This window comes from Variovorax sp. VRV01 (genome assembly GCF_014852545.1).
Taxonomy (GTDB): Bacteria; Pseudomonadota; Gammaproteobacteria; order Burkholderiales; family Burkholderiaceae_C; genus Variovorax; species Variovorax beijingensis_A.
This window is the reverse complement of record NZ_JACVBS010000012.1, coordinates 149,704-167,646: the sequence shown is the minus strand read 5'-3', so window position 1 is coordinate 167,646 and position 17,943 is coordinate 149,704. Positions and strand designations below refer to the sequence as shown.

Annotated in this window: 16 protein-coding genes; 5 read left to right on the top strand and 11 right to left on the bottom strand. The window is 69.5% G+C overall.

Annotated features, from left to right (window positions below; genetic code table 11):
• The first annotated feature begins 53 nt into the window (after window positions 1-53).
• Entirely contained in the window at window positions 54-1,067 is a 1,014-nt protein-coding gene (locus IB278_RS21645) for an AEC family transporter (RefSeq protein WP_145742304.1), read from the top strand.
• A gap of 6 nt (window positions 1,068-1,073) precedes the next feature.
• On the opposite strand, the gene IB278_RS21640 is transcribed toward IB278_RS21645, so the two are convergent.
• Window positions 1,074-1,730, bottom strand: coding sequence for a hypothetical protein (locus IB278_RS21640; protein WP_145742302.1), 657 nt, complete (start codon window positions 1,728-1,730; stop codon window positions 1,074-1,076).
• A 255-nt stretch (window positions 1,731-1,985) separates the two neighbouring features.
• Between IB278_RS21640 and IB278_RS21635 the strand changes: the two genes are divergently transcribed.
• On the top strand, window positions 1,986-2,195 hold the full coding sequence (locus IB278_RS21635; protein WP_012745878.1) for a hypothetical protein: 210 nt from the start codon (window positions 1,986-1,988) through the stop codon (window positions 2,193-2,195).
• Window positions 2,196-2,225: 30 nt separating this feature from the next.
• On the opposite strand, the gene priA is transcribed toward IB278_RS21635, so the two are convergent.
• The 3 genes from priA to IB278_RS21620 form a co-directional block, all read right to left on the bottom strand.
• Window positions 2,226-4,340, bottom strand: coding sequence for a primosomal protein N' (priA, locus tag IB278_RS21630; protein ID WP_192325365.1), 2,115 nt, complete (start codon window positions 4,338-4,340; stop codon window positions 2,226-2,228).
• A gap of 475 nt (window positions 4,341-4,815) precedes the next feature.
• The gene (gene hemE / locus IB278_RS21625; protein ID WP_192325363.1) at window positions 4,816-5,928 is read right to left on the bottom strand and encodes a uroporphyrinogen decarboxylase; all 1,113 of its coding nucleotides are present in this window, start codon (window positions 5,926-5,928) and stop codon (window positions 4,816-4,818) included.
• 33 nt (window positions 5,929-5,961) lie between these two features.
• Window positions 5,962-6,897 (bottom strand): LysR family transcriptional regulator, encoded by a 936-nt coding sequence (locus IB278_RS21620; protein WP_192325361.1) that lies wholly within the window; start codon window positions 6,895-6,897, stop codon window positions 5,962-5,964.
• A 77-nt stretch (window positions 6,898-6,974) separates the two neighbouring features.
• Between IB278_RS21620 and IB278_RS21615 the strand changes: the two genes are divergently transcribed.
• Window positions 6,975-7,694 (top strand): SDR family oxidoreductase, encoded by a 720-nt coding sequence (locus IB278_RS21615; protein WP_192325359.1) that lies wholly within the window; start codon window positions 6,975-6,977, stop codon window positions 7,692-7,694.
• 7 nt (window positions 7,695-7,701) lie between these two features.
• Here the strand turns inward: IB278_RS21615 and IB278_RS21610 are convergent, their stop codons facing one another.
• The 4 genes from IB278_RS21610 to IB278_RS21595 all read right to left on the bottom strand — a co-directional run bounded on the left by IB278_RS21610 (window position 7,702) and on the right by IB278_RS21595 (window position 12,982).
• A complete protein-coding gene (locus IB278_RS21610) occupies window positions 7,702-9,075 on the bottom strand; it encodes an MFS transporter (protein ID WP_192325357.1) in 1,374 nt (457 codons plus the stop codon).
• 105 nt (window positions 9,076-9,180) lie between these two features.
• Window positions 9,181-9,873, bottom strand: a complete 693-nt coding sequence (locus IB278_RS21605) for a thioredoxin family protein (RefSeq protein WP_186454149.1) — start codon at window positions 9,871-9,873, stop codon at window positions 9,181-9,183.
• A gap of 93 nt (window positions 9,874-9,966) precedes the next feature.
• On the bottom strand, window positions 9,967-12,180 hold the full coding sequence (locus IB278_RS21600; RefSeq protein ID WP_192325355.1) for a protein-disulfide reductase DsbD family protein: 2,214 nt from the start codon (window positions 12,178-12,180) through the stop codon (window positions 9,967-9,969).
• A 52-nt stretch (window positions 12,181-12,232) separates the two neighbouring features.
• Window positions 12,233-12,982, bottom strand: coding sequence for an alanyl-tRNA editing protein (locus IB278_RS21595; protein ID WP_145742290.1), 750 nt, complete (start codon window positions 12,980-12,982; stop codon window positions 12,233-12,235).
• Window positions 12,983-13,144: 162 nt separating this feature from the next.
• Between IB278_RS21595 and IB278_RS21590 the strand changes: the two genes are divergently transcribed.
• Complete coding sequence (locus IB278_RS21590) at window positions 13,145-14,500, top strand: PQQ-dependent sugar dehydrogenase (protein WP_192325353.1); 1,356 nt, start codon at window positions 13,145-13,147, stop codon at window positions 14,498-14,500.
• 10 nt (window positions 14,501-14,510) lie between these two features.
• On the opposite strand, the gene IB278_RS21585 is transcribed toward IB278_RS21590, so the two are convergent.
• Together IB278_RS21585 and IB278_RS21580 are read right to left on the bottom strand one after the other, a co-directional pair.
• Complete coding sequence (locus IB278_RS21585) at window positions 14,511-15,080, bottom strand: GNAT family N-acetyltransferase (RefSeq protein WP_192325351.1); 570 nt, start codon at window positions 15,078-15,080, stop codon at window positions 14,511-14,513.
• A 14-nt stretch (window positions 15,081-15,094) separates the two neighbouring features.
• Window positions 15,095-16,105: a zinc-binding alcohol dehydrogenase family protein gene (locus tag IB278_RS21580; RefSeq protein WP_192325349.1), complete on the bottom strand. Its 1,011-nt coding sequence runs from the start codon at window positions 16,103-16,105 to the stop codon at window positions 15,095-15,097.
• Window positions 16,106-16,202: 97 nt separating this feature from the next.
• Between IB278_RS21580 and IB278_RS21575 the strand changes: the two genes are divergently transcribed.
• Window positions 16,203-17,120 (top strand): LysR family transcriptional regulator, encoded by a 918-nt coding sequence (locus tag IB278_RS21575; RefSeq protein ID WP_145742283.1) that lies wholly within the window; start codon window positions 16,203-16,205, stop codon window positions 17,118-17,120.
• Here the strand turns inward: IB278_RS21575 and IB278_RS21570 are convergent.
• On the bottom strand, window positions 17,104-17,901 hold the full coding sequence (locus tag IB278_RS21570) for an SDR family oxidoreductase (RefSeq protein WP_145742281.1): 798 nt from the start codon (window positions 17,899-17,901) through the stop codon (window positions 17,104-17,106). The genes IB278_RS21575 and IB278_RS21570 overlap by 17 nt on opposite strands.
• Window positions 17,902-17,943: the final 42 nt, after the last annotated feature.

Genomic DNA, 17,943 nt, shown 5'->3' with positions numbered 1-17,943 from the left:
TTTCCGGGAAGGCCGCCAGAGTTCACGATGCGGGACGCGGCGACAATCAGCGCGTGCTGCCTGTATTTCTCGTAACTTTTCCTTTCTTCGCGCTGATCGCGGCCGGCTACGGCGCCGCGCGCGCCCGGATCCTGCCGCTGGACGCGATTCCGGGCCTCAACACCTTCGTGCTGTACTTCGCGCTGCCGTGCATGCTGCTGCGCTTTGGCGCGGGCACGCCGATCGGGCAGCTGCTCGATGGCAGCGTGGCGCTGGTCTGGGGCCTGAGCGCGCTGGCCGTGGTGGCGGGCGTGGTCGTTTTCACCCGCAACGCACGCATCGGCTGGAACGACGGCGCCTTCGGCGCACTTGTCGCGGCCTTTCCGAACACCGGCTTCATGGGCGTGCCGCTGCTGGTGGCACTGCTGGGCGCGCAGGCTGCGGGGCCGATGATCATCACCATCGCGTTCGACCTGGTCGTGACTTCTTCGCTGTGCATTGCGCTGTCGCGCCTGGACGGCGCCGGCGGGCCGCATGGGCCGCGGCTGGCCGCGCGCCAGGCGCTGCGCGGCGTGCTGGTCAATCCGATGCCGTGGTCGATCCTGCTGGGCGTGCTGCTCTCGGCGGCGCACTGGCGCCTGCCGGGGCCGGTGGAGCGCACCATCGCCATGCTGGCCGACGCGGCTTCGCCGGTGGCGCTGTTCACCATCGGCGCGGTGCTGGCGCGCTCGGCGCTGCTCGCGCGCGAGCATGGCGCCAGCGCGGCGGTGGCAGCCGCCATGGGCACGAAGTCGGCGGTGCCTTCCAGGGCGCCGCTGGCCGACGTGCTGCCGGTGGTGGCGGTCAAGCTGCTCGTGCATCCGGTGCTGGTCTGGGTGCTGGGGCAGGGGGCCATGGCCCTGGGCCTGCCGCTGTCTTCTTCGGCGCTGATGGTGATCGTGCTGGTGGCGGCGCTGCCGAGCGCGAGCAACGTCTCGATGCTGGCCGAGCGCTTCGGGGCCGACAACGGCCGCATCGCGCGCATCATCCTGTGGACGACGGTGGCGACCTTCTTCAGCTTTCCGTTCGCGGTCGGCGTGCTGCGCTGAGCGGCCTCAGGGCGTCAGCACGCCCAGCTTGAAAGGATCGGCATCGGACAGGCGCTCGCACTTGGAGAAGTCGCGGCCCTGGGTGCCGTCGCAATAGAACGCGTTGTAGATGCGGCCGAACAGCGTCGGGCTGGCTGTGAAGAGCACGCCGTGCTCGGGCTGCCAGTTGTCCCTGGAGTTCTCCCTGGGTGTCCCGGCGGCGCGGGTTTCCGTGGGCTGGACGGGCGCGGCCGCCGCAATGGGCGTGAATTCCGCCAGCGTCTTGTGGGCTTCCTCGCCGCGCCAGCGCACCGCCAGCTCGGCGGCCGTGGGCCTTGCCGCCACCGGCAGCAGCACGCCGTTCACCTGCAGGCCGTAGCCGAAGCGATGCGCCTTGCCGGCCAGGAAGGCATAGGCGCAGGCGGCCATGCACTGGCCGCGGATCTCGGTATCCACGCCGCTCGCGCGGATGGCGTCGGCAAAGGCGCCGGCCGCCTCGGCGGTGCCGCCGAACGAATCCTCGAACACCACGGTGCGCACGGTGCCCCTGCCCAGGTGCTCGGTGAAGGTCTTGATGGCGCTGCCGTCGAGCATGCCCGACACCACGAGACGGCTGCCCTGCAGGTCGAGTTCGGCCGCCGGGCATGCACATGCAAGGCATGCAAACAGGAAAACCGCAACCACAGCAGATGAAGGCAGTTTCACGACAGACGACCCCGAGGACCAGCGCGCTTTGCTTGAGGTGCGCCGCCGGAACGGGCGTCGCACAGCGACAGCTTGTGCAGCGCGCGGGGGCGCAGTCAACGGTTTTTTCAGAATATTTCCGCTGCCGAGTAACGGCCGTAAGGCATAGCTACTGCTACTACTTCAGATGAATACTTGAGTTTGCATAATGCCTGCTAGAGTGTTAACAAACCAATGTTTGAATGGGGCAGCACGATGGCAATACTTATTCGTATCCTGCTGTGGCTGGCCTGGGTTGCCGGCGTGAGCTGGTCCTGGCATGCCGACATGCTCGGCGCCGGCACTTCGCTTGCGCTGGGTGCCCTGAGCCTGGTGGTGTTTGCATGGCCCGCCAGCAGCGCGCGGCGCCGCAGCACCGAATTGCGCTACGTCGACGTCGGCAAGGAGCCTGCAGGCCTGTACTGAGTGTCGCGGCCGGGGCCTGCGAGGCAGGCCCTAGATGCTGTGCGGGTCGACATCGACCAGCCAGCGGATCACGCCCTTGCCTTCGGGCGTGCGCCTGAGGGCGTGCAGCAGCGGCTGCCACTGCGCCAGCAGGCGCTGCAAGGCGGCACGCGAGGGGCTTTCGATCAGCATCTGCGCCCTTTCCACGTTGGCCACGCGCTGGATCGCCAGCGGCACCGCGGGGTAGCGCACCACCCGGTCGGCGCCTTCCAGCGCCTCGGCGGCGGCGCTGGCTGCGTTCAGGAACGCCTGCGCGGCTTCCTGGGTGCGCGCATCGGCCCGCAACAGCGCCTGGAAGGCAAAGGGCGGCATGCCGGCGGCAGCGCGCTCCTCGAGCTGCTGCCGCGCGAAGGCCGTGTAGTCGTGCTTGCGGAGCGCGGAAAAAAGCGGATGCTGCGCGTGGTGGGTCTGGATCCACATCTCGGCCGTGGCGCCCTGCGCCGCCAGGTAGGCGGCGTCGCGGCCCGCGCGGCCGGCCGACTGCATCAGCAGGCTGAACAGGCGCTCGGGCGCACGGAAGTCGCTTGAGAACAGCGCGCCGTCGGGGTTCACCGCCGCCACCAGCGTGATGCGCCGGAAGTCGTGCCCCTTGGCGATCATCTGCGTGCCCACCAGCACGTCGACCTCGCCCGAATGCACGGCCGCGAGCTGCGACTCGAGCGCGCCCTGCTTCCTGGTGCTGTCGGCATCGATGCGCGCAATCCTGACGGGCCCGGGCACCGCGCTGCCGTCGGGCCGCCTCACCGCGGCGAACAGTTCCGCGAGGTGTTCTTCGAGCCGCTCGGTGCCGCGGCCCACGGGCGCGATGTCGGGGTTGCCGCAGGACGGGCAGGCGCGCGGCACGCGCTCGGTGAAGCCGCAGTGGTGGCAGCGCAGCGTGCGGTCGATCTTGTGGAACACGCGGTAGGCGCTGCAGTGCGGGCATTCGCTTTTCCAGCCGCAGTCGGCGCAGGCCAGCACCGGCGCATAGCCGCGGCGGTTCAGGAACACCATGCTCTGCTCGCCGCGCCCGATGCGCTGGCCGATGGCGTCGAGCAGCGCGCTCGAGATCACGGTCCTGGGCGGCTGCAGGTTCATGTCGACCAGCCGCACCGTGGGCAGCTCCCCGGCGCCGATGCGCGACGGCATGGCCAGCCGCACATAGCGCCCGCCCGGGTCCTCGCCCTCGGCGGGGCGGCTTTGGTGCCAGCTTTCGAGCGAGGGCGTGGCCGAGCCGAGGATGACTTTCGCGCCCTCGCGCTGGCCGCGCCAGACGGCGAGGTCGCGCGCCGAATACCGCGCGCCTTCCTGCTGCTTGTAGCTCGGGTCGTGTTCTTCGTCGACCACCACGAGCTTCAGGCCCGGCATCGACGCGAACACCGCCATGCGCGTGCCCAGCACGATGCGCGCCGCGCCGCTGTGCGCCGCGAGCCAGCTTGCGAGCCGCTGCGGGTTGGTCATGCCGCTGTGCAGCGACACCACCGCGTCGTCGCCGAAGCGCGCCTTGAAGCGAGCTTCGAGCTGCGGCGTCAGGTTGATCTCGGGCACCATCACCAGCGCCTGCGCGCCGGGGTCGGCCGCGAGCAGGTCGGCCACGCAGCGCAGGTAGACCTCGGTCTTGCCGCTGCCGGTGCTGCCGACCAGCAGGAAGGTGCCGGCCTCGCCCGCCTCGATGCGGGCCAGCGCGGCGGTCTGCTCCGCGCTCAGCGCGACCGGGTGCGCGGCCTCGGCCGTCTCGGCCACGGGGCCGGCCACCGTCTTGCGCTTGAGCCGGCGCGCCAGCTGCGTTCCGCTCAGGTCGCGCAGCTGCGGCGGCAGCGCGGCCAGGGCGATCTCGCCGATCGAACGCTGGTAGTAGCGCGCGGCAAAGGCCACGAGGTCGCGCCAGGCCTCGCCGAGCGGGGCCAGCGCGTCCAGCGCGGCGCCCACGGGCTTCAGCGCCATGTCGGGCTCGGCATTGTCGAGCGGGACCGGCGGATTCCAGACCACGCCCAGCACCTCGCGCCGGCCCAGCGGCACCCGCACCAGCGTGCCGGGCACGAGGGGGATCGGGCTGGCATAGCTCAGCAGGTCGCCGAGCGCCGCATGGGCGGGCGTCTGCACCGCGATGTCGAGCCGCCAGGCCATTGCGGCCGGCCCGCTTGCCGCCGCCGGCGCGGAGCCGGCCGCCGGCGCTGCGGCTGTTTCGGAGGCAGGGTCGACGGTGGGAATGGGCGTCCTTGTTGGCAAGGTTTGTTAATGCGACTTTGAGCAAGATCGCTTAAGTCGTTGATTTTCCAGCGCTTTGGGAGCCATCCAGAGTTTCTGTGGATAACTTTGTTGACAACCGGGCTCGACACGCCGGCGAGCCTTGAAAATCAAGCCTCCGGCTGGATTGCCCTCAAAAAAAGCAAAGTTCAATTTCTATATAAATCAACAACTTAGCGTCGCTACTGGTTTAGGAGCAAAGAGGGGAGACCTACAGATAATCTTGCGCAGTGCAACACGTGTTTTGTGCATAAGTCGGTGTTCCTACACCGTTTTTATGCTTGACAAACGCCAGGAAATCGATTTTTGGGGCCGCGGCCGCGTCCCTGCGCGGCGGGCGGCTCGTTTACCGTTTTTAACCTTTGCGCAGGGCGCGCGATTGTGCATGCACCGCTTGCACCAGCGCCGCCACATGGTCCGGCGGCGTGAACTGGCTGATGCCGTGGCCCAGGTTGAAGATGTGGGTCGGGCCCTTGGAAGCGGCATCGGCATGCGGCTTGCCGAAGGCCCGCAGCACCTTCGCCACCTCGGCCTCGACCTGCGCGGGCGGCGCGAACAGCACGTTGGGGTCGATGTTGCCCTGCAGGGCCTTGGCCTTGGCATCCGAGCCTTCGCCGACCAGCCGGCGCGCGGCCGAGAGGTTCACGGTCCAGTCGACGCCGAGCACTTCGCAATCGAGTTCGCGCATGGCCTCGAGCCAGAGGCCGCCGCCCTTGGTGAAGACGATGCGCGGCACCGGCTGGCCGTCGGCGCCGTTGCGCTTGAGGCCGGCCAGCACGCGCGCCGTGTAGGCGAGGCTGAATTCCTGGAACGCGCCGTCGGCCAGCACGCCGCCCCAGCTGTCGAACACCATCACGGCCTGCGCGCCCGCGTCGATCTGCGCATTGAGGTAGGCGGCCACCGAATCGGCATTGACCGCGAGCAGGCGGTGCAGCAGGTCGGGACGCGCGTAGAGCATGCTTTTCACGAGGCGGTAGTCGCTCGAGCCCGCGCCTTCGACCATGTAGCAGGCCAGCGTCCAGGGGCTGCCCGAAAAGCCGATCAGCGGCACGCGGCCGGCCAGCGCCTTGCGGATCGACGCGACGGCGTCGAACACGTAGCGCAGCCTGGCCATGTCGGGCACCTCGAGCGCCGCAACGGCCGCTTCATCCTGCACCGGGCGCGCGAAACGCGGGCCTTCGCCGGCCTCGAACGACAGGCCCAGCCCCATCGCGTCGGGCACGGTGAGGATGTCGGAGAACAAAATGGCCGCGTCGAGCGGATAGCGCGCGAGCGGCTGCAGCGTGACTTCGGTGGCGTAGTCGACGTTGGTCGCCAGCCCCATGAAGCTGCCGGCCCTGGCGCGCGTGGCCACGTACTCGGGCAGGTAGCGTCCGGCCTGGCGCATGAGCCAGACGGGCGTGTGGTCGGTGGCCTGGCGCCAGCAGGCCCGCAGGAAAGTGTCGTTTTGCAAGGGGGCGAAAGGCATCCCCCGATTGTCGCAGGCGCCCGCGCCCGCGCCTCAGGCAAAAGCCTTGCCGCCGAAGGTCCCGGTCAGCAGGCCGATCAGCCATTGCAGGCCGGGATCGGCGTCGCGCACCGAAGGCCACATCGCCGACACCGCGTAGCCGGGGCTGTCGAAAGGCAGCGGACTCACCGCGAGCCCGAGCGCGTCGCGCCAGCTGCCGGCTGCGAAGGTCGGCACTGTGGTGATCGCGGCCATCTGCCGCACGATGAAGGGGCTGGTCGCGAAATTGCGGCTCGAGAACACGACCCTGCGCGTGAGCCCCTTCCGCTGCAACAGTTCGTCGACCAGTCCGCTCAGGTCGGCGCCGAAGGACGTGAGCAGATGCGGGTGGCTGAGGTATTCCTTCAGCGTCAGGTGCTTGCCGCGCGCCTTGACGAGCGCGGGGTTGTACACGCACACGAAATTCCAGTCGAACAGCGCGCGCTGCCGGTGCCAGGCCGCGCATTCGGTGAACACGCCCAGCGCAAGTTCGATCTCGGCCGCATCGAGCAGGTCGCGCGCCGTGGTGCGGTCCGCCGCCCGTGCGATCAGCCGGATGCCCGGCGCCTCGGCCGACAGCCGTTGCATGAGCGGTGGCATCAGCGCGATCTCGAGCGCATCGCTCAGGCCGATGCGGAACACCCGCTCGGCCGTTGCGGGATCGAAGGCGGGTTTCGAATGCAGCGCCTGCTGCAGCGACAGCAGCAGCGGCTCGATCGCACGCGACAGTTCGATCGCGCGCGGCGTGGGCGTCATGCCGTGCGAGGTGCGCACGAACAGTTCATCGCCAAAGGCCGCACGAAGGCGCTTGAGTGCACCGCTCAGGGCCGGCTGCCCGAGGAACAGGCGGTTGGCTGCGCGGGTGACGCTGCGCTCCTGAAGCAGTGCATGGAACACCAGCAGCAGGTTCAGGTCGAGCCGCCTGAAATCACTTTGATTGATGTTGTTCATGATTCCAAACGATTGGAATGATAAGCCTGCGATCCCTACGCTGAAGTCCTTGCAAAACATCTTGTGAAGGATCTGACATGGCTTTGGAACACCAGACAGTGGCGGTGATCGGCGGCTCCTCGGGCGTGGGGCTGGAAACCGTGCGGCGGCTCGCGGCGGCCGGCGCGCGCGTCTTCGCGGCGGGGCGCGACAGGGAGAAGGTGCGGCAAGCCACCAGCGGCCTGGGCGGCAGCGTGAGCGCGCATGCGTTCGATGCCTGCGATCGGGGGGCACTCGATGCGTTCTTCGAGACCACGGGGCCCATCGACCATCTGGTGCTCACGCTCAGCGGCGGCGAGGGCGCGGGCGAGTTCGCGCAGCTCGACCTGTCATCGCTGCGGCGCGGCTTCGAGGCCAAATTCTGGCCGCAGCTCGAAGCCGCGCAGGCCGGCCTCAAGGTGCTGCGAAAGGGCGGCAGCATCACTTTCGTGACGGCGATCTCGGCGCGCAACGCATTGCCCGGCACGTCGGGGCTCGCCGCCATCAACGGGGCGCTGGAGGCCATGGTCGGCAGCCTCGCGCGCGAGCTCGGGCCGAGCCGCGTGAATGCGGTGTCGCCGGGGCTGGTCGATACGCCCTGGTGGAACCGCATGCCTGCTGCAGCCAAGGACGAGCTGTTCCGCCAGCAGGTCGAGCTGCTGCCCGTCGGCCGCGTCGGCCAGCCGCAGGACGTTGCGCATGCGATCGAGTTCCTGATCGGAAACGGCTACACCACGGGCACGGTCATCGAGTGCGATGGCGGCCTGCGGCTGGTCTGAAAAGAACTCAGACCAACGGTACGCGCTGCGCATCCTCCGGGTTCACGTTGCGCCGGTAAAGCATCAACGTCGCCACCAGCCCGCAGGCGGCGGCGGCCGTCATCCACAGGCCCGGCGCGCCCTTGTCGCCGGTCATCTCGATCAGCCCGGTGGCGATGGCCGGCGTGAAACCGCCGAACAGCGCCGTCGCGAGGCTGTACGCGAGCGAGAAGCCTGCAGTGCGCACATTGACCGGCATCACCTCGGTGAGCGCCACCACCATCGCGCCGTTGTAGCTCGCGTAGAGGAACGACAGCCAGAGCTCCACCTCCAGCATGCGAGCGAAGCTCGGCGCGCCGACCAGCCACTTGAGCGATGGGTACGCGGTGAGGATGGTCAGCACCGTGAACAGGATCAGCAGCGGCCTGCGGCCCACGCGGTCGGACAGTGCGCCCATGACCGGCAGCCAGATGAAGTTGGAGATGGCCACGCACAGCGTGACGACCAGCGCGTCGGTCGTGCTCAGGTGCAGCACCGACTTGCCGAAGGTGGGCGTGTAGACCGTGATCAGGTAGAACGACACGGTGGTCATCGACACCAGCATCATCCCGGCCACGACGAGGCCCCAGTTGGCCACCATCGACTGGAAGATCTCGCGCGCATCGGGCCGGTGCTTGCGCGCCATGAACTCCTCGGTCTCCTGCAGCGATCGGCGGATGATGAACAGCACCGGCACGATCAGGCAGCCGACGAAGAACGGAATGCGCCAGTAGAAGTCGCCGATCTCCTGCGAGGTGAAGGTCACGTTGAGCCAGTAGCCGAGCGCGGCCGCCACGATGATCGCCACCTGCTGGCTGGCCGACTGCCAGCTCACGTAGAAGCCCTTGCGCCCCGGCGTGGCCATCTCCGACAGATAGACCGAAACGCCGCCCAGCTCCACGCCGGCCGAGAAGCCCTGCAGCAGCCGCCCGACCAGCACCAGCAGCGGCGCCGCGAAGCCGATGGTGGCGTAGGCCGGCACGCAGGCGATGAGCAGCGTGCCCACTGCCATCAGCGCGAGCGTGGCGATCAGGCCCTTGCGGCGGCCCACGCGGTCGACGTACGCGCCGAGGAAGATCGCGCCCAGCGGCCGCATCAGGAAGCCCGCGCCGAAGGTCATGAAGGTCAGCATCAGCGAGGCGAATTCGTTGCCCGCCGGGAAGAAGGCCTTCGAGATCTGCGTGGCGTAGAAGCCGAACAGGAAGAAGTCGAACATCTCCATGAAATTGCCGCCCGTCACGCGCAGCACGGTGGCGAATTTCGAGGAGGAGGAGGAAGAAGAGGCGCTGAAAGAAGCGGTGCCTGAAGCGGCGCGGTCGGCGGCCGCGGCCGATGGTTGCGCGGCGGATTGCGCAGGATTCATCTCGTTGTCCCCTTGGGCGGTGTCGTTCACCCGAGGGTAGGCCGGGGTTCCCGACCACCGCCTGACCGCGCGAGTCAGGTACCTGTCACTGCCCGTGGGGCGTCGTCAGCTCTTGTACTTCACCGAGCAGCCGTAGGGCCGCGTCGAGGCCGTCGAGATCGGCTTGCCGCCGAAGGCTTCGCCGAGCGCCTGGTTCACGTAGTTGGTCGCGCTCTTGATGTCGTCCGGCCGCGCCGAGGCGATGCTGTCGATGCCGCCGGCATACACCAGCATGCCCTTGGGATCGATGATGAAGATGTGCGGCGTGGTGCGCGCGCCGTAGGCTTGGCCGATCACGCCGTCCTCGTCCATCAGCACCGCGGTGGGCGCGGCCTTCTGCGACTTCATCCAGGCGTCGAGCGCGGCGGGCTGCAGGTAGTCGCTGGCCGCGCGCTCGGTGGAATTGACCGACAGCCAGACCACGCCCTGGGCGGTGGCGGCCTTCTGCGTGGCGGGCATGTTGCCGCTGTTGTAGTGCTTGCGCACGAAGGGGCAGCCCGGGTTGGTCCACTCGAGCACCACGAACTTGCCGGCAAAGTCGGACAGCTTGTGCTTGGCGCCGCTGGTGTCCACCGCAACGAAGTCGGGCGCCTGCTGGCCCACGGCGGGCGCGGCAAAGGCATGGTTGCCCATCAGGAAGGTGGCGCCCAGCGCCACGGCGGCCGCCACCACGGCGCGGCGCGAGGCGCGGCTGAGGGCCGCGCGGGCGTGGCGCGCGGCACGAATGGAACGCGAGTCGGACGATGGCGAAAGTGTCATGGCCAGCTGGAACTCCAAAAGAAAAAACGAACAACGGCGACAGCTTAGGCCGCTTTGCTCATGTGGATGTGACAACCCATGTCACGCCGGGGGTCAAAGCGCGGCGAGCGCGGCGCGCACCTCGTCCTTGCCCAGGATCTCGGTCAGCACGACCGGCGCCTTGCCGGGCGCCTGCAGCACATACAGCGGCACGCCGCTGCGTCCGAGCGCGGTCAAGGCGGCGGTGATGGCGGGGTCACGGCGCGTCCAGTCGGCGCGCAGCATCGCGACCTTCCTGCGGTCGAAATCGGCCAGCACCTCGGCATCCGCCAGGGTGGCCTTCTTGTTGTACTGGCAGGTCACGCACCAGGCGGCCGTGAAGTCGATGAACACCGGCTGCCCGGCGCCCGTGAGCTCGGCCACGCGCTCGGCCGACCAGGGCTGCCAGCGCTGCCCCGCGGTGGCCGCCATCTTGGCCGGCTCCACCGTCTGCAGCACGTTGCGTCCGATGGCCGCGGCCAGCACCGCTGTGAAAGCGACCATCAGCGTGGCGATCACCAGCCGCGTGCGGCCGCGCAGCGTCAGTGCCCAGACGATGGCGGCCATGCACACCAGCAGCGCGAGCAGCGTGCCCGCGCCGTCGATGCCGCTTTGCTGGCCCAGCACCCAGACCAGCCAGGCCACGGTGGCGAACATCGGGAACGCCAGCAGCCGGCGCAGCGTGTTCATCCAGGGGCCGGGCCTGGGCAGCAGCAGCGCCACGGCCGGGATGAAGCCCGCGACCAGGTACGGCAGCGCCAGGCCCAGGCCCAGCGCGGCGAACAGCAGCAGCGCCTGGGTGGCCGGAAGCCCGATGGCAAAGCCGAGCGAAACGCCCATGAACGGCGCCGTGCAGGGCGAGGCGATCACCACCGCCAGCACGCCCGAGAGAAAGTCGTTGGCAATGGGATGCCGGGCCTGCGCCGAGCACAGCGACAGGGGCGCCGCGCGGCCGAACTCGAACATGCCCGCCAGGTTGAGCCCGATCAGCGTGAACAGCGCCGCCAGCGCCGCCACCACGGCCGGCGATTGCAGCTGGAAGCCCCAACCCAGCTGAGCGCCGGCCGCGCGCAGCGCCAGCATGGCCCCGCCCAGCGCGAGCACCGAGAGCATCACGCCGGCGGTGTAGGCCAGGCCTGCGGTGCGGTGCGCGCGGTGGTTGCCGGCCTGCCGCGCGAAGCCCAGCACCTTGATCGCGAGGATCGGGAAGACGCAGGGCATGAGGTTCAGCAGCAGTCCACCGAGCAGGGCGCCGAGCAGCGCGGCCATCAGCGTGACCGTGGGTTGCGGCGGCAGTTCCGCAGAGGTCGATGAAGGAGCGGCGGCCGCATTGGCGGCAAGGGCCGCCTGCAGCGCGGGCGACACCTCCGCGCGCGGCGCAGCAGCGGCCGGCCAGCTGCCGCTGACGGGTGCCTCGACGCGCCAGGCCATGGGCTGGCCCGGCTGCCGGTCGGATTCGGCCAGCGCCACCACCAGCGGCAGGGTCGTCGGGCTGGCGCTGCGCTGGTCGGCCAGCGGCAGCGTGGCGGTCCAGGTGCCGCCTTGCCAGCTTTGCGTCCAGTCCTTGCCGGATTCGGCGGCAGTACGGATCAGCTCGGGCGTTTCGGGGAAGAAGCCCAGGGTCTTGCCGTGGATCGAGGCGGGCAGGCCTTCCAGCCGCACCTGCAGCGTGTTGCCGCTGACCTCGACGGCGCCCGGCTTGCCCAGCGGCTGCGGCTGCGCGGCCTGCGCCGCGTCGAACTCGGCCTTGTGCAGCGCGGTGGAGCCCTGCAGCGGCAGCGCCAGGGTGAATTCGCCTTCCTCGGGAATGCATTCCTTGCGGCACACCAGCCAGCTGGCCTTGAGCCGGACGTCGAGCGCCGATGCGCCGGCGCCCAGCGCCAGCGGCGGCTTGAAGTTGCTCGACACCTCGAGCGGCACCGGCAGCAGCACCGTGCCTTCGTAGCCGTAGTTGGCGAGGTTGCCGACCGGGATCTTGCGCGGCACCGGCCAGGCGATCTCGCCGGCCGCCACGCCGCTCGGCAGCGTCCAGTTCAGCTCGGTGGGCAGGCCCGAATCGCCGGCGTTCTTCCAGTAGGTGTGCCACTCGGGCTGGTGGGTGATCTGCAGCCCGACCCAGACCGGTGCGCCCGGCGCAACGCCCTCGGGCGCATGCGCCACCAGTTCGGCGCGCACGTGGGGGGTGGTGACCACCGCGCCCGGTTTTGATGCCAATTGGGCCGCAGCCGGCATGCAGGCTGCGGCGGCTGCTACCAGAAACGTAGCGATGTGAAAACGGGAAAAGATCATGCCGTCAGTCGGAGCAGGGGAGCGGTGCGAAGTTCCGGTCGATTGCGCGGGCTCAGGCGGCCCAGCCCAGCACCACGCGGCGGCTGTTGGCGCTCTTTTTCTCGATCTTGGTGACCATCACCGCGCCGATCTCGGCGGTGTTCGCAACATGCGTGCCGCCGCAGGGCTGGAAGTCGATCTGCGCCTCGCCTTCGCCGCCGATGCGGATGGTGCGCACCGTGCCCGTACCGCGCGGCGGCTGCACGCTCATGCTCTTGACCAGCGCGGGATTCGCGTCGAGCTCCTCGTCGGTGATGGCGCCCACGATCAGCGGATGCGCGGCTTCCACCAGCCGCGCGAGGCCGGCCGTCAGCGCTTCCTTGTCGAGCGGATCGGTCATGTGGAAGTCGATGCGCGCGTAGTCGGGCGTGATCGAGCAGCCGTTCACCGGCACCGGCACCAGGTGGCACAGCAGGTGGCTCGCGGTGTGGAAGCGCATCAGCCGGTGGCGGCGCTCCCAGTCGAGGCGCGCGGTCACTGCGGCGCCGGGTTCGAGCGCGGCCAGCAGTTCGGCCTGGCCCGGCGCGGGCACATGGACGACTTCCTGCGTGGGCTGGCCTTCCTCGTTCTTCGCCTTGCGGGTGTCGGCAATGACGATTTCGCGGCCGTCGGCCAGTGCCAGCACGCCGGTGTCGCCGGCCTGCCCGCCCCCCAGCGGATAGAACACCGTGCGGTCCAGCACGATGCCGGTATCGTCGATGCGCAGGATGCGGGCTTCGCAGGTGCGCAGGTAGGCGTCGGCGCGGAACAGGTCGTCGGTCATGCGGCCGATGGTAGCGGCGATGCGTGAATGGGGTGCGCCCACGCCCAAAAGCGCCCATGGCCGACAGCCCATGCGGGCACCGTCCTCATGATTTGCCGAAGAAACGGCGATGAAACGCCGAAAGAAAGGCGGCCCCTGCGCCGCAGCAACCAAGGAGCGCGAATGAAGATACCGAGCATCGCCATTTCCCCGCTGGCGGCGATGGCCGCCGTGGCTGCAGCGCTGGCGCTGGCCGGCTGCGGCGAAACCGCCAAGCTGGCGCCTGAGGCCACCATCGGGCCGCGCCCGCAACTGGCCGAACCCCACAAGACGCTGATTCCCACCGTCAACGTGGCTGCGGCGGTCGGCTGGACCGACACGGCCGCCCCCAAGCCCGCCCCGGGCCTGCGCGTGAACGCGCTGGCACGCGGGCTGGACCATCCGCGCTGGGTCTACACGCTGCCCAACGGCGACGTGCTGGTGGCCGAAAGCAACAAGCCGCCCAAGCCCGAAGGCAGCGACGGCGCCGGCGGCCTGATGGGCAAGATCCGCAACTGGGTCATGGGCAAGGTCATGGGCCGCGCCGGGGCCAACGTGCCCAGCGCCAACCGGATCACGCTGCTGCGCGATGCCGACGGAGACGGCGCGGCCGAGGTGCGGCAGGTGTTCCTGTCGAACCTGAGCTCGCCGTTCGGCATGGCGCTGGTGGGCAACGAACTGTTCATCGCCAACGCGGACGCGCTCGTCAAGCTGCCCTACACCGAGGGCCAGACCACGATCGGCGCAACGCCCACCGTCGTCACGCCGCTACCCGCGGGCATCAACCACCACTGGACCAAGAACGTGATCGCCAATCCCGAGGGCACCAAGCTCTACGTCACGGTCGGCTCCAACAGCAACATCGGCGAAAACGGGATGGCCGCCGAAGAAGGCCGCGCCGCCATCTGGGAAGTGGACGTGAAGAGCGGCCAGAAACGCCTGTTCGCGGGCGGCCTGCGCAACCCCAACGGCATGGCCTGGCACCCGGAGACCAAGGCGCTGTGGACCGTGGTCAATGAGCGCGACGAGATCGGCAGCGACCTGGTGCCCGACTACCTGACCTCGGTGAAGGACGGCGCCTTCTATGGCTGGCCCTGGAGCTACTACGGCAGCAAGGTGGATGCGCGCGTCACGCCGCAGAACCCCGAAATGGTGGCCAAGGCCATCGCGCCGGACTATGCGCTCGGCGCCCACGTCGCGGCGCTGGGCCTGGTGTTTTCGGACGGCCGCGGCATGCCGCCCCAGTTCGCGAGCGGCGCCTTCATCGGCGAGCATGGCTCCTGGAACCGCAAGCCGAAGTCGGGCTACAAGGTGGTGTTCGTGCCGTTCGCCGGCGGCAAGCCGAGCGGGCCGCCGGTCGACGTGCTGACCGGCTTCCTCTCGGCCGACGAAAAGGCGCACGGCCGCCCGGTGGGCGTGGCGCTCGACAAGAGCGGCGCGCTGCTGGTGGCCGACGACGTGGGCAACGTGGTCTGGCGCGTCTCGGCGCAGGCGAAGTAGCGCGCGGCCTTCATCGTTGTTGCGGCCGCGCGATGCGATAGAGCCGGTGCCGCCGCAACGCATGCCCCTCGGGCACGGCCGGGTGATCGAAGGCGCCCTCCAGGTCCTCGCGCATGCCCAGGCGCTCCATCACCGCCGCCGAGCGAAGATTGCCGAGCGCCGTGAACGCCACGATCTCTTCGAATCCCAGCCGCTCGAAACCCACCTGCAAGGCGGCGCGCGCGGCCTCGGTCGCCAGCCCCTGGCCCCACCATTGGCGGGCGAAGCGCCAACCGATCTCGACGCAGGGCGAAAAGGGCAGCGCGGCCAGCGGCACGTTGAGGCCCGTGAAGCCGGCGAACTCGCCCGATGCCTTGTGCTCCACGGCCCAGAGGCCCCAGCCCTGCTCAGCGATGCGGGCGCTGATGCGCGCGGCCAGCGCATCGCTGTCGGCCCGCGTGGGCACCGGCAGCAGGAATTCCATCACCTGCGGATCGGCCGCGAGCGCGGCAAATGGCGCGAGATCGCTCTCGCGCCATTGCCGCAGCCGAAGGCGCGGGGTTTCGAATTCGATCGGGGGCTGGATGATGCTTTCGGCCATGCGGCCGATTGTGCTCAGAACCCCGCGAGCACCACCTTGCCCTGCGCCTTGCCGCTCTCGATCAGCGCATGCGCCTTCCTGAGGTTGGCGGCGTTGATGGTTCCGAAGCTGGCGTTCGCGGTGGTGCGGATGCGCCCCGCATCGACCAGCGCCGCCACCTCGGCCAGCAGCGCGCCCTGCTCGGCGATGTCCGGCGTTTCGAAGCGCGAGCGCGCGAACATCATTTCCCAGTGCAGCGAGATGCACTTGGTCTTGAGCGGCATGGCGTCGAGCGCCGGCAGGTCGTCGATCACCGCGAGCTGGCCCTGGGGCTTCAGGCTTTCGATGATCTGCGCATAGTGCTGGCCGGTCTGCGTGAGGCTCGCGACCATGTCGACCTCGCCGATGCCCGCGGCCTGGAGTTCGGCCGCGAGCGGCTTCGAGTGGTCGATGACCGCGTGGGCGCCGAGCGCGAGGCACCAGGCCCGCGTCTCGGCGCGCGAGGCCGTGGCCACCACGCGCAATTGCGTGAGCTGGCGCGCGAGCTGGATCAGGATCGAGCCCACGCCGCCGGCCCCGCCGGTGACCAGCAGCGTCTGGCCCGCGCCGCCGTTCTTCGGCACCTGGAGGCGGTCGAACAGCAACTCGTAGGCGGTGATGGTGGTCAGCGGCAGCGCCGCGGCCTGCGCATCGTCGAGGCTCGTGGGCGCGAGCGCCGCGATGCGCTCGTCCACCGCATGCAGTTCCGAATTGGCACCGGGCCGCACGATCGAGCCGGCGTAGTACACGCGGTCACCCACCTTGAAGTTCTTCACGCCGGCGCCGACGGCCTCGACCGTGCCCGCGGCATCCCAGCCCAGCACCTTGGCCTGGCCGGCTTCGGGCGCCATGTTCCTGCGCACCTTGGTGTCGACCGGGTTGACCGAAATGGCCTTCACGCGCACCAGCAGGTCGCGCGGGCCGGCCACGGGGGCGGGCAATTCGATGTCCTGCAGCGACTCGGGGTTGTCGATGGGCAGGGGCTGGTAGTAGCCGATGGCTTTCATGGGGAGGACCTTTCCTTGTGTGTTTCCCGGACGATGGCTCGACTGTAGGATGGCAACCAAGAATTGATAAGACCGACTCGATGAGCAACACTTTCAAATGAAGATTGAAAATCTCTCGGACCTCCAGGTGCTGGTGCAGACCGCGCGCGGCGGCACGCTCACGGCCGCGGCCCATGCGTTGGGCATGACGCCGGCGGCGGCCAGCGCCACGCTCAAGCGGCTGGAAACGCAGCTCGGCGCCCGGCTCTTCGAGCGCTCGACCCGCGCCATGCGCCTGACCTCGCAGGGCCAGACGCTGCTCGACTACGCCGTACGCGCCTTCGAGCTGCTCGCCGAAGGCGAGTCGCTGGTCACGGCCGAGCGCGGCGAGCTGGTCGGCACCTTGCGCGTGGCCGCCCCCTCGGACCTCACGCGCAGCACGCTGCTGCCCTGGTTCGACGAGTTCCTGGCGCTGCATCCGGGCGTGCAGCTGTCGCTGTCCGTCGGCGACCGGCTGCTTGACGTGACGCGCGACGAGGTCGACGTGGCGCTGCGCTACGGCGCGCTGGCCGATTCGCGGCTGGTGGCGCGGCCGTTCGCGCTGACCCATCCGCTGCTCACCGCATCGCCAGACTATCTGCGCCGCCACCCCGCGCCGAAGACGCCGCAGGACCTCGTGCATCACAACTGCCTCACCTTCGACCGCGGCGGGCGCCGCCATCGCACCTGGCGCTTCGCGCAGAACGGGCAGTGGACCGAAGTGCGCGTGAAGGGCGACCGCAGCGTGGACGACGCCTCGCTTGCGCGCGAGTGGGCGGTGGCCGGCCGCGGCATCACGTTGAAGTCCGCGCTCGACGTGCGCAACGACATCAGCACCGGCCGGCTGGTGCACCTGCTGCCCGAATGGGACACCGAGCCGTACCCGCTGCACGCGCTGCTGCCGAGCGGGCGCTTCGTGCCCGCGCGCGTGCGGGCGCTGGTGGATTTCCTGGCGCTGAAGTTCGAGGCGCTGACGGCCGTCAGATCATCGGCGTGACCGCGCCGTCCATCGCGACGATCGCGCCCGTCACATAGCTTGCCCTCGGCGAGGCCAGGAACACGACCGTGTTGGCAATTTCCTGCGGCGTGGCGATGCGCCCGAGCGGCAGGCGCGCCGTGGCGCGCTGCAGTGCCTCGTCGCTGCCGATGCCCTGCAGCTTCGCGTCCGCCTTCAGGCCTTCCTGCAGCCGCTCGGTCAGCGTGAGGCCGGGGTTCACCGCGTTCACGCGCACGCCCTTGGCCGCATAGGCCGCGGCCATGCCGGCGCTCACCAGCATCAGCGCCGCATTGGCCGCGCCGCCGGCCATGTGCACCGGGCTCGCCACCTTGCCGCCCTGGCCGATCACGTTGACGATCGCGCCGCGGCCGCGCCGGCCCATGCGCTTGACCACCGGATCGATCATGTGGATGTAGGTGAAGTACTTGGCATCCATCGCGTCGTGCCAGGCGGCGGCATCCAGCTCGTCGGGCGGCGTGCGGCGCGCGGCGCCGGCCGAATTGACCAGCACGTCGACCGGGCCGAAGGCCTGCTCGGCCGCATCGAGCGCGGCCACGGCGCTGGCCGGATCCTTGAGGTCGGCCGCATGCACCGAGACCCGGCCCCCGGCCTGCGCGAACGCTTCGGCCAGCGTCTTGCGGCCCCGCTCCAGGTTCTGCAGGTCGCGCGACACGAGGCTCACGCGCGCGCCCTCCTGCAGGAAACCCAGCGCGCAGGCCAGGCCGATGCCCTTGCTGCCGCCGGTGATGAGAACGTGCTGGTCCTGGAGCTGGAGATCCATTGAAAAGTCCTTGAAGGGTTGCTGCGAACCCGGGCGATTGAA

Excerpts from the sequence above, each read along its gene's own strand:
- IB278_RS21605 (WP_186454149.1), bottom strand. The coding sequence starts at position 9,873 with ATGACACTTTCGCCATCGTCCGACTCGCGTTCCATTCGTGCCGCGCGC.
- IB278_RS21595 (WP_145742290.1), bottom strand. The coding sequence starts at position 12,982 with ATGACCGACGACCTGTTCCGCGCCGACGCCTACCTGCGCACCTGCGAA.
- IB278_RS21635 (WP_012745878.1), top strand. The coding sequence starts at position 1,986 with ATGGCAATACTTATTCGTATCCTGCTGTGGCTGGCCTGGGTTGCCGGC.
- IB278_RS21585 (WP_192325351.1), bottom strand. The coding sequence starts at position 15,080 with ATGGCCGAAAGCATCATCCAGCCCCCGATCGAATTCGAAACCCCGCGC.
- hemE (WP_192325363.1), bottom strand. The coding sequence starts at position 5,928 with ATGCCTTTCGCCCCCTTGCAAAACGACACTTTCCTGCGGGCCTGCTGG.
- IB278_RS21580 (WP_192325349.1), bottom strand. The coding sequence starts at position 16,105 with ATGAAAGCCATCGGCTACTACCAGCCCCTGCCCATCGACAACCCCGAG.
- IB278_RS21575 (WP_145742283.1), top strand. The coding sequence starts at position 16,203 with ATGAAGATTGAAAATCTCTCGGACCTCCAGGTGCTGGTGCAGACCGCG.
- IB278_RS21600 (WP_192325355.1), bottom strand. The coding sequence starts at position 12,180 with ATGATCTTTTCCCGTTTTCACATCGCTACGTTTCTGGTAGCAGCCGCC.
- IB278_RS21570 (WP_145742281.1), bottom strand. The coding sequence starts at position 17,901 with ATGGATCTCCAGCTCCAGGACCAGCACGTTCTCATCACCGGCGGCAGC.
- IB278_RS21620 (WP_192325361.1), bottom strand. The coding sequence starts at position 6,897 with ATGAACAACATCAATCAAAGTGATTTCAGGCGGCTCGACCTGAACCTG.
- IB278_RS21610 (WP_192325357.1), bottom strand. The coding sequence starts at position 9,075 with ATGAATCCTGCGCAATCCGCCGCGCAACCATCGGCCGCGGCCGCCGAC.
- priA (WP_192325365.1), bottom strand. The coding sequence starts at position 4,340 with ATGGCCTGGCGGCTCGACATCGCGGTGCAGACGCCCGCCCATGCGGCG.
- IB278_RS21590 (WP_192325353.1), top strand. The coding sequence starts at position 13,145 with ATGAAGATACCGAGCATCGCCATTTCCCCGCTGGCGGCGATGGCCGCC.
- IB278_RS21615 (WP_192325359.1), top strand. The coding sequence starts at position 6,975 with ATGGCTTTGGAACACCAGACAGTGGCGGTGATCGGCGGCTCCTCGGGC.